The following is an 11,822-nucleotide window of genomic DNA, read 5'->3' on the forward strand; positions in this document are numbered from 1 at the left end:
ACAGCGCTGATGCCCCGGACGGTCCCTCGCGGACTGCCCGGGGCTTAGTGTTCTTTGCGGGTGATAAAGAAAGCGGAGATCCACAGGATCGAAGTCAATAGGCTAATGCGTAGCATCCAGACATAATCCGCGGAGGGAAGGCCAACCACCACGATGGCCGCGCTGGACAGCCCCAGACCAAGTGCAAGCGATTGTGGTTTCATAGCCTTCATTGTGCAAGAAACCTGGTTCTCGCGCAGCCCCACCAATCCCGTTAAGTGAAAACGGTCACATAGAGGGCCGCTAATGGGTACAGTCGTCACTTATGAGTTCACTTGAGACGAATCCCCTTTTGCACCCCTCGCCACTGCCCTACCAGCTGCCGCCCTTCGCGGAGATCAAGGTCGAGCACTACCTGCCGGCCTTCGAGGAGGCACTCGCCCGTCACCGCGCGGAGATCGCCGCCATCACCGAGAACACAGACGCCCCCACCTGGGAAAACACCGTCGAGGCCCTCGAGCGTTCCGGCCAGGACCTCGAGCGCGTCGTCTCCGTGTTCTCCAACCTCTCCGGCACCGACGTCACCGATGAGATGGAAGAGATCGGCGCCGAGCTCTGGCCGCGCCTGTCCGCGCACTACGACGCCATGTACCAGGACGCCGTCCTCTACGCGCGCCTCAAGGAGGCCCAGCCGCCTGCCGACGCCGAATCCCAACGCCTCCACGCCCACCTCCTGCGCACCTTCGCCCGCAAGGGCGCGGACCTCGACTCACCAGGCAAAGCGCGACTGTCCGAGATCAACCAACGCCTCTCCGCACTCAGCGAGGAGTTTGGCCGCAACCTCATGGCCTCCACCCGCGAACGCGCGGTGAGCTTCAGCGAGGAAGAACTCGCCGGCCTACCCGCCGAGCGCATCGCCTCCGCCGCTGCAGACGCCCAGGCCCTCGGCCGGGAGGGCTACGTCATCCCGCTGGAGCTGCCCTCGGTGCAGTCGGAACAGGCGCGGTTGAGTAGTGGGAACTCGCGGCGTCGGTTGTATGAGGCGTCGCTAAGCCGCGGAAGCGAAAACAACATCCCGGGGCTGATCGAGGCCGTGAAGTTGCGCGCCGAGCGCGCCGAACTGCTGGGGTATGCCACCCACGCGGACTACGTCATCGCCGAGGAAACCGCCGGCAGCGCCCAGGCCGCCCGCGACATGCTCTTCGAGCTCGCCCCCGCGGCCGCCGCCAACGCCGCCGGCGAGCAGAAACTTCTGGCCGAGGAATCCGAGCTGCGCGGCGAGGACTTCCACGCCGCCGACTGGCCCTACTGGGAGTCCAAGGTCCGTGCCCGCGACTTCTCGCTGGATGAAGAAGAGCTGCGCAAGTACTTCCCGCTGGAGACCGTGCTCACCGAGGGCGTGTTCGCCGCCGCCGAGCGCCTCTACGGCATCACGGTGGTCCCGCGCGAGGATCTGCAGGGCTACGCCGAGGGCGTGCGCGTGTGGGAGGTCTTCGACGCGCCCGCCGCTGAGGGAGCCGAGCCCGCCGGCATCGGACTGTTTGTCACCGATTACTTCGGCCGCCCCACCAAGCGCGGCGGTGCCTGGATGAGCGAGTTCGTGGGCCAGTCAGGGCTGTTGGAGCGCAAGCCGGTCATCGTCAACGTCATGGGTATTACCAAGCCCGCCGACGGTTCCCAGCCGCTGCTGAGCCTGGACGAGCTGCGCACGGTCTTCCACGAGTTCGGCCACGCGCTGCATGGCCTGCTTTCCGATGTCCGCTACCCCACCTTCGCCGGCACCAACGTCCCGCGCGACTGGGTGGAGTTCCCCTCGCAGATCAACGAGAACTGGGCACTGGATCCGACGCTGGTCAAGCGCTACGCCCGCCACGTGGATACCGGAGAGGTCATCCCCGACGCGCTGCTGGAGGCCGTGGCGGAGGCCGCCGAGTTTGGCCAGGGGTTTTCCACTGCGGAGTACCTGGCGGCCTCGATCATCGACCTGGCCTGGCACTCGCTGAGTGCTGCGCAGGCCGCCGAGCTGGAAGCCACTCCGGAGGCCGTCGCAGAGTTTGAGGCCGCCGCCCTGCGGGAGGCTGGGCTGGATAACCCCTACATTGCGCCGCGCTACCGCTCCACGTATTTCAACCACATCTTTGCCGGTGGCTACTCTGCGGGCTACTACTCCTACCTGTGGGCGGAGGCTCTCGACGCCGATGGTTTCTCCTGGTTTGAGGAACAGGGCGCGGCGGGCAGTGCGGCCGCGGAGGCCGATTCCACCTCGGCTGCTGAGGCGGCCCGCGCCGCCGGCCAGCGCTTCCGCGACATCGTGCTGTCCAAGGGCGCCTCGCGCGATTTCACCGAGGCCTACCGCGAGCTGCGCGGCCGCGACAAGGATGTCACGCCGCTGCTCAAGCGCCGCGGCCTCACCGGCGCCTAGCGCCCTGCGCTTTGTGGATAACTTGTGCGGCGGCGCGGGGTTATCCACAGTTTTCGCCGGGCGCCGGAAATAGATCTGGTGGCGCGTGCGCGGGTGCCTTTAGTGTCAGGGCTATGAGATTAGAGACGTTGTGCGCGCTGCTCGGCCAGGTCATGGACCGCCTGGCCGAGTGCTCAGGCATGAGCGAGGACGAGCTCGTGGCCCTGGGTGCTCCGCGTGACGACGCCACCACCCTCCTCACCCTCAACCACGTCTACTTCGGAGACACGGCGTTTAGCGGCAAGCAGCGCGCGGCGGTGGCGGCCGCGCGGGAGCGGGGCCACGGGCTGACCACGCTGCAGCTCATCGAGACCTTCGCGGCCAAGGTGCGCCACCAGCGCGAGGCCTGGGATCTGCGCGTGGAGCTGTGCGGGACCAGCGCCGAGTTGGTGGAGAAGGTGGCCCGCAAGCGCCTGCGGGAGAAGAAGAAGCCGCGCGAGTACGTCGAGCGGGCCACGCTCACCGAGCACGGCAATGGACTGGCCACGATTCAGGTCACCGCGGATTCCTTGAGGTTGGGCTCGGTGTTCCGCCGCATCGATCCCGCCCGCCCGGGCGAGAGCTTTTTCGAAGCACTCGGCGGCGAGGTCACCACCCCGCAGATAACCACGATGGCCGTGCTCACGCTGGAGGATTATGCCTCGCTGGTCGAGCGCGCAGAAGGCGCTGACGGTGTTGGCCCCGACGAGGACATCATCGTGCGCTGTACCAACGGCGCCACCATGACCGGCGCGCAGCTTGTCGAGCGCACGAGCCTGGAGCTGGGATTCGTGGCGATTGTCAGCCGCGAGCACGGCTCGCTCGACTTCTACCGCACCAGGCGCGTGGCCTCGCCGAAGCAGCGCATCATGCTCGCGGCGGAGTTCACCTGCTGCGCGTGGAAGGACTGCACGGTGCCACTGGAGAAGTGCCAGATACACCACATCATCCCCTGGGCCCGCGGCGGGCCCACCAACATCGCCAACCTGGTGCCCTTGTGCCCCTATCACAACGGCGTCAACGATGATTCCACCACGAACCCGCCCCGCCGGGGCCGGATGATTCGCGTGGGAGGAAGGGCGGCCTGGCAGCCGCCCTACCCGGCGAGCCCGGTGTTCACCAGCCCCTTCAACTAGGGATTCCGCCCAGCGCCCGCACACCCCAGTGCGCGGCGCTACTCGGCGTTGCGCGGCAGGAAGTAGCGTCAGCGGTGCTCCAGTTTTAGCGGTGCTCCAGCCAGGCGGCGTGCACGCGGGCGTCACCGTTTTCTTCCGGGTGGAAGCTCAGCGCCGTGACCCCTCCCTGGCGCACGCCCACAATGAGCTCTGTGCCGTCGGACCCTGCGCCGACCTCGGCATTATCGGCCGGTACCGTGGCGATGACCTCCACGCCCTCGCCCACCCGGGTAACGATGGGCGCGCGAATAAAGGAGGCCTCCACCGCGATCTCCTCGGCCGCGCCACCCTGCGTTGCGCCCCAATGCACCGGGACGGTGCGCTCCTCCGAGAAGCGCTGGTTGCCAAAGGCGTTGCGACGCACGGTGACGTCGAGCACGCCCAGCGTGTGCTGCCCCGGCGCGGGATTGTCCAGCTCGCGCGCGGCATAGATGAGCCCCGCGCAAGTGGCGAGGGTAGGCAGGCCCTCCTCGATGGCGGCACGCAGCGGCTGCGCCAGCTCGAAGGCGCGGGCCAGCTTGTCGATGGTCGTCGACTCCCCACCCGGCAACACAATCCCGTCGAGGCCCTCGAGATCCCGCGGCAGGCGCACGCGGCGCACCTCAGCACCGAGCGACTCGAGAATCGCCAGGTGCTCCTCGACGCCGCCCTGCAGCGAGAGCACTCCGATACGTGGCACCGGATTACCAGCCACGTTCTGCCAGGCGGTGCGGGGCGGGGACGTCGGAGACGTTGATGCCCACCATGGCTTCACCCAGGCCACGGCTGATGCGGGCCAGCTCCGCGGGCTGGTCATAGAGGGTGGCGGCCTTGACAATCGCCGCCGCGCGCTTGGCCGGCTCGCCGGACTTGAAAATGCCCGAGCCCACGAACACGCCTTCGGCGCCCATCTGGCGGACGAGGGCGGCGTCGGCAGGCGTGGCCACGCCACCGGCCACAAAGAGCACCACCGGCAGCTTGCCGGTCTCAGCCACCTCCGCCACGAGGTCGTAGGGAGCCTGCAGCTCCTTGGCAGCCACGTAGAGCTCGTCGCGGTCCAGGTTGCGCAGGCGGGCAATCTCCCCGCGGATGGTGCGCAGGTGCTTGACGGCCTCGGAGACGTCGCCCGTGCCGGCCTCGCCCTTGGAACGGATCATCGCCGCACCCTCGGTGATGCGGCGCAGGGCCTCGCCCAGGTTGGTAGCGCCGCAGACGAACGGCACCTCGAAGTCCCACTTGTTGATGTGGTTGACGTAGTCCGCGGGGCTCAGCACCTCGGACTCGTCGATGAAGTCCACGCCCAGCTCCGCCAGGATCTGTGCCTCGACGAAGTGGCCGATGCGGGACTTGGCCATGACGGGGATGGAGACGGCGTTGACAATGCCCTCGATGAGGTCCGGGTCCGACATGCGGGCCACCCCGCCCTGGGCGCGGATGTCAGCCGGCACGCGCTCGAGCGCCATGACGGCGGCAGCGCCGGCGTCCTCGGCGATGCGTGCCTGTTCCGGGGTGACGACGTCCATGATGACGCCGCCCTTGAGCATGTCTGCGAGTCCTCGCTTGACGCGCGTTGTGGCGCGCCCCTGGTTGTTCGTGTTCTCAGTCATGCATCACATCTTGACCCCAAGAATTGGACTAAGACAAGAGCCATTTCCCGCGTGTTGGATTGGACCACTTAGACTGGGGTGATGAACATTCTCCTCGAGCCCGCCGATACCCGGGCCCTGCCGGTGCAGATTGCCGAGGCCATCCGGCAGCAGATCCACACCGGCTTCCTCCTGCCCGGCGAGCCGCTGCCCTCGACCCGCAGCCTAGCCTCTGAACTGGGCGTTTCCCGCGGCAGCGTGGTCACCGCCTACGAGCAGCTGGACGGCGAGGGCTACCTGGTTTCGCAGGTCGGCTCCGGCACCGTGGTCAACCCCCGGCTGCCCCACAGCTTCGCACCCGCCCCGCCTGTCGAGGCCCCCGCCCCGCCCCAGCCGCAGCTGCTCGAACTCACCCCCGGACTGCCCGATACCGGGGGGATCATCACCCCCGAATGGCGGGCGGCGTGGCGCGCGGCAGTCTCGGCGCCAGACGGGGACCTGCCGGCGGAGATCACCCACCACCTGCGGCACATGCGGGGGCTGCGGGTGGCGGCCTCACACATCCGCGTCACCGCTGGCGCGCGCGATGGCTTAAGCGTGCTGCTGCGCGCGCTCTCCGGCGGCGGGAGTCTGCGGGTGGGCGTGGAATCGCCGGGCTACCCCAGCTTGCGGCGCGTGCCGGAGACCTTGGGGCACACGCTTGTCGACGTCCCCACCGACGCCCACGGCGTCACCGTCCCCCGCGTACCGCTGGACGTGCTCATCGTGACCCCGAGCCACCAGTACCCCTACGGGGCCTCGCTGCCCGCAGAGCGCCGGGCCGAGCTAGTGGAGTGGGCGCGCAGCAATGACGCGCTGCTCATCGAGGATGACTTCGATTCCGAGCTGCGCTACGTGGGCCAGCCGCTGCCGGCGTTGAGTTCGCTCGCGCCGGAGCACACGGTGCTGCTGGGCACGTTCTCGACGGTGATCTCCCCCGACATCGCCTGCGGCTTTGTGGTGCTTCCCGCGCGCCTGCACGCGGCGGTGGACGCCGTGCGGGAGGTCTTTGGCCAGCCGGTGGGCGCCATCCCGCAGACCGCGATTGCAAACTACCTGGCCAGCGGCGCCCTGCGGCGGCACACGGCCAAGATGCGGCGGACCTACAAGCGCCGGCGCAACCTGGTGGCGCACACGCTCGGTGAGCTGGAGGGCGCGCGCCTGCTGCCCATCAACGGCGGGCTGCACGCGGTGCTCTTGTGCGATACCTCCCTCGTGGAGCGCGCCGCCGCCCACGGCGTGCGGCTGACCCCACTGCGCGATTACTGGGGCGGCGTGGACGCCGAGGACGGCGTGGTGCTGGGCTTTGGCCACCTCAGCGACGTGGACCTGGCCACCAGCCTCGGCATCATCGCCCACCTAGTGGGAGGCTGAGTCCTCCTGGCTGGTCTGCCCGCCGACGAGTTTGGAGAAGTTCTGATTGAAATCCTGGAAGCCCTTGGAGAAGGACCCGAGGTTCTCCATGAACCCACCCATGATGTCCATGGGCAGCGGGAAGACAATCGTGGAATTCTGGTCCGCGCCCAGCTCCAAGACAGTCTGCATGTAGCGCAGCTGCAGCGCCGCCGGAGCCTTGGCCAGCTCCTCGGCCGCCTCGCGCAGCTCGTGGGAGGACTGCAGCTCGCCGTGCGCCGAGATCACCTTGGCGCGGCGCTCACGCTCGGCTTCCGCCTCGCGGGCGAGGGCGCGCTGCATCATCTCCGGGATCTCCACGTCCTTAATCTCCACGATCCGGGTGATGACTCCCCAGCGCTCCGTCTGCCCGTTGATGATCTTGGCCAAATCCTCGTTGAGCTCCTCGCGGTGCGCGAGCAGGTCATCCAGGCTCGCCCGGCCCAGCAGCGAGCGCAGTGTGGTCTGCGCAATCTGGGAGGTGGCCACCGCGTAGTTTTCCACCTGGACCACGGCTTTCTCCGAGTCGATGACCTCGAACATCACCACCGCGTTAACGCGCACGGACACGTTGTCCTTGGTGATGATCTCCTGCGGCGGAATCGTCAGCGTCACCACGCGCAAGTCCACCTTCTGCAACTTGTCCACGCCCGGCCACAGGAAGTGCAGCCCCGGTTGCAGCAGCGGGCGCAGGTGACCAAAGCGGAAGGTCACGCCGCGCTCGTACTGCTTAATCACCTTGAGCGAGTAGGACAAAAAGACGCCGATGAGCGCAATGATGATGCCAATGACGATTGGCCAAAACACAGGTGCGGACACTTACTTTCCTTCCATCGACTGGCGCACCGAACGGTAGCGCGTTGACTTTCCATACTTCGAGCCGTAGCGGTCCACCTGCGCCGCCAACTCAGCCTCTCGGTTTGTCATCTCGGGAACCACGATCTTCGGCGCGTTCGAGGGCGTATTCCACAGATGCCGCGCCAGCGGGTAGACCCCACAGCCGGTGATGAGCAAGATGGTGGCGGCGGTGAGGAGGGCGTCGGCAAGCGAGTGGTTGTGTATCAGCGAGGCCAGCGGCAGCAGATAGCCCATCGCGGCCACCGCCAGGGCGATGCCACGGTGGAAGCGCCCCGAGTCCGAGTGGGGCCACGGATCCAGCTGGCGGGTGACCTCGCGGCCATGGTGGGAGACCGTGCACTGCTGCTTCACCGGGCAGGTGTTGCACACCGTGGGATTGGCCCGGTAGCGCATGACGCGGTTTTCCGGATCAAAACTCGACGGCCACAGCCACTGGTCTTCCGGGCATTGCCAGGCGTCGTGCTCTTCGAGGTAGCGGAAGGTACCTGACTGGTTAGCCATGGTGCGGTTCGCTGTCTGCTTGGCCATGACGTCGAATGCCCAGGCCACCACGAGCAGGAACAGGCCGTAGCAGGTGGCCAGCATGGTCAACATACTCGGCATTAGTCGTCCTTCTTGTCGGAGCGATAGGTGCCGCCCCACCTGGTTCGCGTCTCGAATTGCGGGGTGGTCTCCCCGGCGGAGTCGCCGCGGCCGGCGTCGGGATCCTGCTCCTCCACGAAGGCACCGCGCTCGTCGATGTAGCCATACCGGCGCCCCGAGGTGTGCATGCGCTTGTCGACGCGCCCCTTTCCACCCGAGACCAATCCCACCGAGGAGCCCACGGGGATTTCACCGGCGTGGTCGTCCTCGTCGGGGGCGATGATGCTAAACAACGGGTTGGTGGGGTGCTCGTCGACGGTGGGGATGTGTTTGTTGTAGAGCACTCCGCGCAGGGCCATCCACAGGAAGGGGATGATGCCGGCGAGGAAGAGGACGTCGCCAGGCATGCGCAGCCACTCCATGACGAAGTTGCCGGGCTGGGTGATGTAGCCCAGGGAGCGGGCTTCGACGTAGCCGGTGGCCACGGATTCGTAGAGCTGCATGATGCCCAGCGGTAGCAGCGAGATGACCACCATCCACAGCAGGCCAATGTTTTGCAGCCAGAAGGCCCAGGCCATGGCCTTATCGGACCACTTTTCTTGGGGGATGAGGTAGCGCAGCGCAAAGACCGACAGGCCGACGGCCAGGAAGCCGTAGACGCCCATCATGGCGCCGTGGGCGTGGTTGGCGGTCAGGGCCGTGCCGATTTCGTAGTAGGAGACGATGGGCAGGTTGACCAGGAAGCCAAAGATGCCCGCACCCAGGAAGTTCCAGAAGCCCACAGCCACGAGGAACATGACCGCCCAGCGGTGCGGGAAGGGGCGCTCGCCCGAGGCGCGCTGGCGCGAGCCCAGCTGCATGAAGGTCCAGGCCTCCACGGTGAGCAGGGTCAGCGGCACGACCTCGGCGGCAGAGAAGAACGCGCCCAGGGCCATGTGCTCCACCGGCGTGCCGGAGAAGTACAGGTGGTGCATGGTGCCGAGGACACCGCCTGTGGAATAGAGGATGATATCCAGGAAGATGATTCCCAGGGCGATCTTTTCACGGATAACGCCCAGCAGCACAAAGACGTAGGCCACCATAACGGTGGTGAAGAGCTCCAGGAAGTCCTCTACCCACAGATGCACCACCCAGAAGCGCCAGAACTCGGCCACCGAAATGTGCGTCTCGGAGCCCGCGAGGTTACCCACGGCATAGAAGGCCGGGATGGCGATACCTGCGTAGAAGAACATCCACGGCATATTGGACTTGTGCTCGTTCTTCAGGCGCCCGCGCAGCTGGCGGAAGATGATGCCGATCCACACAAACATGCCCACGGTGAGCAGAATTTGGAAGAAGCGCGGCAGGTCCAGGAACTCCCACTGCTGGGAGAAGAGGGTGCCTTCCTTGATGTAGCCCATGGTGGACAGCCACTCGAAGGCCATGGAGCCAAAGACCACGAAGGCGATGGCGCCGAGGAGGAACCACACGAGCCAGTGCTGGCCCTTGGGCTCCTTCTTGCCCACGAAGGAGGCGAGGAAAATACCGGCCGCCAGCAGGCCGCCCGCGGTCCACAGCAGGGAGAGCTGGAGGTGCCAGGTACGCGAGACGTTGTAGGGCAGGATCTCCTGCAAGGGGATGCCAAAGAAGCCGGTGAGCTCGGTGCGATAGTGCTCGCTGGCCGCGCCCAGCAGCGCCTGGATGAGGAAGAGCAAGGCGATGACGAGGACGAACCACGCGACGACCTTCTGGGACTTGGTCAGGCCCACCTCGCCGGGCTGGGTGAAGTCAAGGTTCGGAGCCTCCTCGGAGTGCCAGCCAATGGACTTGGACCAGCGCCCATAGATGGCAAAAATCAGGCCGGTGCCGCCGATGAGTGCGATGAGAGAGAGCACCGACCACACCACGAGATCCGCGGTGGGGCCGTTGTCCACGCGCGGCTCTGCGGGCCAGTTGTTGGTGTAGGAGTAGTCGTGCCCAGGGCGCTCGGCCGCCGAGGCCCAGGCAGTCCAGCCAAAGAAGCCGACGAGGTTGTTGATCTCCTTTTCGTCGGTGATGAAGTTCGAGGGCAAGCCGTACTGGTTGGAGTCCTCCCCAAAGTACGCGGCGTAGTGATCCTTGATGGCCTCGAAGGCGGAAATCTGGTTATCGGTCCACTCCAGCACGCCGCTTTCGGTGTCGTAGCGGTTGGTGCGGAACTCCTCGACGACGGCTTCTTCTGGGGTGGCGTGGGGATCCACGACGTCGGGAAGCCCGTGTTCTTGGTTCTGCTCGCGGGCGTGGTCGAGGGAAAGCCTCAGGTACTCGGCGGTGTAATCGGGGCCGAGGTACGCGCCGTGGCCCAGCACGGATCCATATTGCTGCAGGCCGCGCGCCTGGTAGAGAGCCTGACCATTGCGGATTTCATCTTTGGTCAGAATCGTCTCACCGGTGGATTGGGAGACGATCTTCTCGGGCAGCGGCATCGACGCCGTGTACGTGCGATACGCCAAGAAGCCCATGACGAGGAAGCCGAAAATCATGACGAGCGCAACGCCTTGCACCCAGACGTTGCTCAGTGTGAGCACCGGTTTTGAGCGATCCGGCGCTCCCGCAGGAGAGGTGGCCATAGGTTGATTCCTTTTCACGATATAGAGACCGGGACCACCTCATTATGTACGGCTCGAGGCGTCTTAAATAGAGCCTCCACTGCGCCTCACCCCCACCGGGTGTGACAGTTCGCGGGCCACACGGCGCCGTTTCCACACCGCTTGGCCCATTTTTCACCCCGCGCGCGCCAATCTCACCCCCGACTCTTGTTTACCCCCGGTTTTTCCGTAACAATTAAGCCATGACTTTCGCAGAACACACCAAGCGCAATTGGCTCATCACTTTGTTCGCGGCGATCTTCCTCGCGGCGATCACGTCGATGATCTTCCTCAACGACCCACACGCGACCATCGTCGTCGCCATGGTTTTCATCGCCTCGGCCCTCATCCTCTTCGGCGTCATCCTCGGCGGCTGGTACCTGCTGCGCAAGAAGTAGCGCGGCCCGGGATCTTTCGTGGCCCGCAAGCTTTCGCGGCTCGGGAACTTTCGTCCCCTTGGCCAGCCCGCCGCGGGCATTTAGTCTCGAGGCATGGCAATCACGGAAGCACTCATTATCATCGCGGTTCTACTGGTCTCGTTTCTCCCGCTCATCGCCATTATGGCGTGGCTGTTCATGCTCACCAAGCGGCTCAATGAGATCAAGCGCGGTCTCCACAACGCCGGACTGCTGCCGCCGGATGCCCCGCGCTAAAGCCATCGCGCCGCCTAGCCCAGGCGCCCAATTCAGGTGCCTAGCTCAGGCGGACCTCCGCGAGCGTGCGGCCGGTCGGCTCCGCGCTGCCGGCCATGGGCTCCTCGGTCACCATGACCTTGACGGCCTCGCCCTCGAAGGGCATCCACACGCCGTCGTGCGGATCCTGGCCGATCACCCCCGCCGAGGTCACCGTGCCATCCGCGGAGACCGCCCACACCTGGGCGCCCATGCCTGCGTCGAGGCGGGGTTGGCCGTCTACCATCGCGCCAGACTTGTCCATCTCCGCGGAGGACACGATGTCCAGCGTGGCCCCGGAGGCGTTCGCGTTGGCGGTCATGAGATCCTCGGCCGCCATGATGGCGTGCATGGATTTCTCCCCCGCCGATTCCGCCACCACGCGCTCACCGCTGTCCGGGCCGCTGGCTCCGGGGCCGCCGGTCCACAGAGCGAACCCCGCGACGAGCACCGCCGCGGCCACCGGCACGGCGACGAACGCGCGCCAGCGGCGGCGGGGCAGCTCGATGATCTCG

The 11,822-nt window shown here is 66.3% G+C and carries 12 protein-coding genes; 5 read left to right on the forward strand and 7 right to left on the reverse strand.

Annotated elements, in window-relative coordinates:
• Positions 1–44: 44 nt before the first annotated feature.
• Complete coding sequence (locus Q4E25_RS00935; protein WP_303153007.1) at positions 45–203, reverse strand: hypothetical protein; 159 nt, start codon at positions 201–203, stop codon at positions 45–47.
• A 101-nt stretch (positions 204–304) separates the two neighbouring features.
• Between Q4E25_RS00935 and Q4E25_RS00940 the strand changes: the two genes are divergently transcribed.
• Both Q4E25_RS00940 and Q4E25_RS00945 read left to right on the forward strand, forming a co-directional pair.
• Positions 305–2,401 (forward strand): M3 family metallopeptidase, encoded by a 2,097-nt coding sequence (locus Q4E25_RS00940; protein ID WP_303153008.1) that lies wholly within the window; start codon positions 305–307, stop codon positions 2,399–2,401.
• 113 nt (positions 2,402–2,514) lie between these two features.
• Complete coding sequence (locus tag Q4E25_RS00945; RefSeq protein ID WP_303153010.1) at positions 2,515–3,555, forward strand: HNH endonuclease signature motif containing protein; 1,041 nt, start codon at positions 2,515–2,517, stop codon at positions 3,553–3,555.
• Between the two features lie 85 nt (positions 3,556–3,640).
• Here the strand turns inward: Q4E25_RS00945 and pdxT are convergent, their stop codons facing one another.
• Positions 3,641–4,273 (reverse strand): pyridoxal 5'-phosphate synthase glutaminase subunit PdxT, encoded by a 633-nt coding sequence (gene pdxT / locus Q4E25_RS00950; RefSeq protein WP_303153013.1) that lies wholly within the window; start codon positions 4,271–4,273, stop codon positions 3,641–3,643.
• Between the two features lie 4 nt (positions 4,274–4,277).
• Positions 4,278–5,180, reverse strand: a complete 903-nt coding sequence (gene pdxS / locus Q4E25_RS00955; protein ID WP_303153015.1) for a pyridoxal 5'-phosphate synthase lyase subunit PdxS — start codon at positions 5,178–5,180, stop codon at positions 4,278–4,280.
• 81 nt (positions 5,181–5,261) lie between these two features.
• On the opposite strand from pdxS, the gene Q4E25_RS00960 reads away from it, so the two are divergent.
• Positions 5,262–6,572: a PLP-dependent aminotransferase family protein gene (locus tag Q4E25_RS00960; RefSeq protein WP_303153016.1), complete on the forward strand. Its 1,311-nt coding sequence runs from the start codon at positions 5,262–5,264 to the stop codon at positions 6,570–6,572.
• On the opposite strand, the gene Q4E25_RS00965 is transcribed toward Q4E25_RS00960, so the two are convergent.
• From Q4E25_RS00965 to Q4E25_RS00975, 3 genes are read right to left on the reverse strand one after another with little or no spacing between them, the layout of a single operon-like run.
• Positions 6,558–7,397, reverse strand: a complete 840-nt coding sequence (locus tag Q4E25_RS00965) for a slipin family protein (protein WP_303153188.1) — start codon at positions 7,395–7,397, stop codon at positions 6,558–6,560. The genes Q4E25_RS00960 and Q4E25_RS00965 overlap by 15 nt on opposite strands.
• Before the next feature lie 12 nt (positions 7,398–7,409).
• A complete protein-coding gene (locus tag Q4E25_RS00970) occupies positions 7,410–8,051 on the reverse strand; it encodes a hypothetical protein (RefSeq protein WP_303153017.1) in 642 nt (213 codons plus the stop codon).
• Positions 8,051–10,618 (reverse strand): nitric-oxide reductase large subunit, encoded by a 2,568-nt coding sequence (locus tag Q4E25_RS00975; protein ID WP_303153018.1) that lies wholly within the window; start codon positions 10,616–10,618, stop codon positions 8,051–8,053. Before Q4E25_RS00975 ends, Q4E25_RS00970 begins: the two co-directional genes overlap by 1 nt.
• Before the next feature lie 221 nt (positions 10,619–10,839).
• Between Q4E25_RS00975 and Q4E25_RS00980 the strand changes: the two genes are divergently transcribed.
• Positions 10,840–11,034, forward strand: a complete 195-nt coding sequence (locus Q4E25_RS00980; protein ID WP_303153020.1) for a hypothetical protein — start codon at positions 10,840–10,842, stop codon at positions 11,032–11,034.
• 93 nt (positions 11,035–11,127) lie between these two features.
• Positions 11,128–11,289, forward strand: coding sequence for a hypothetical protein (locus Q4E25_RS00985; RefSeq protein ID WP_303153022.1), 162 nt, complete (start codon positions 11,128–11,130; stop codon positions 11,287–11,289).
• A gap of 40 nt (positions 11,290–11,329) precedes the next feature.
• Here Q4E25_RS00985 and Q4E25_RS00990 read toward each other — a convergent pair.
• The coding region (locus Q4E25_RS00990) for an anti-sigma factor (protein WP_303153024.1) at positions 11,330–11,822 on the reverse strand (493 nt) is incomplete at its 5' end.

The sequence above is a fragment of the Corynebacterium sp. genome, from assembly GCF_030532325.1.
GTDB lineage: Bacteria > Actinomycetota > Actinomycetes > Mycobacteriales > Mycobacteriaceae > Corynebacterium.

Bases quoted from the DNA above. Each gene is read 5' to 3' on its own strand.
- Q4E25_RS00935 (WP_303153007.1), bottom strand. From the start codon at position 203: ATGAAACCACAATCGCTTGCACTTGGTCTGGGGCTGTCCAGCGCGGCC.
- Q4E25_RS00940 (WP_303153008.1), top strand. From the start codon at position 305: ATGAGTTCACTTGAGACGAATCCCCTTTTGCACCCCTCGCCACTGCCC.
- Q4E25_RS00945 (WP_303153010.1), top strand. From the start codon at position 2,515: ATGAGATTAGAGACGTTGTGCGCGCTGCTCGGCCAGGTCATGGACCGC.
- pdxS (WP_303153015.1), bottom strand. From the start codon at position 5,180: ATGACTGAGAACACGAACAACCAGGGGCGCGCCACAACGCGCGTCAAG.
- Q4E25_RS00960 (WP_303153016.1), top strand. From the start codon at position 5,262: ATGAACATTCTCCTCGAGCCCGCCGATACCCGGGCCCTGCCGGTGCAG.
- Q4E25_RS00970 (WP_303153017.1), bottom strand. From the start codon at position 8,051: ATGCCGAGTATGTTGACCATGCTGGCCACCTGCTACGGCCTGTTCCTG.
- Q4E25_RS00975 (WP_303153018.1), bottom strand. From the start codon at position 10,618: ATGGCCACCTCTCCTGCGGGAGCGCCGGATCGCTCAAAACCGGTGCTC.
- Q4E25_RS00980 (WP_303153020.1), top strand. From the start codon at position 10,840: ATGACTTTCGCAGAACACACCAAGCGCAATTGGCTCATCACTTTGTTC.
- Q4E25_RS00985 (WP_303153022.1), top strand. From the start codon at position 11,128: ATGGCAATCACGGAAGCACTCATTATCATCGCGGTTCTACTGGTCTCG.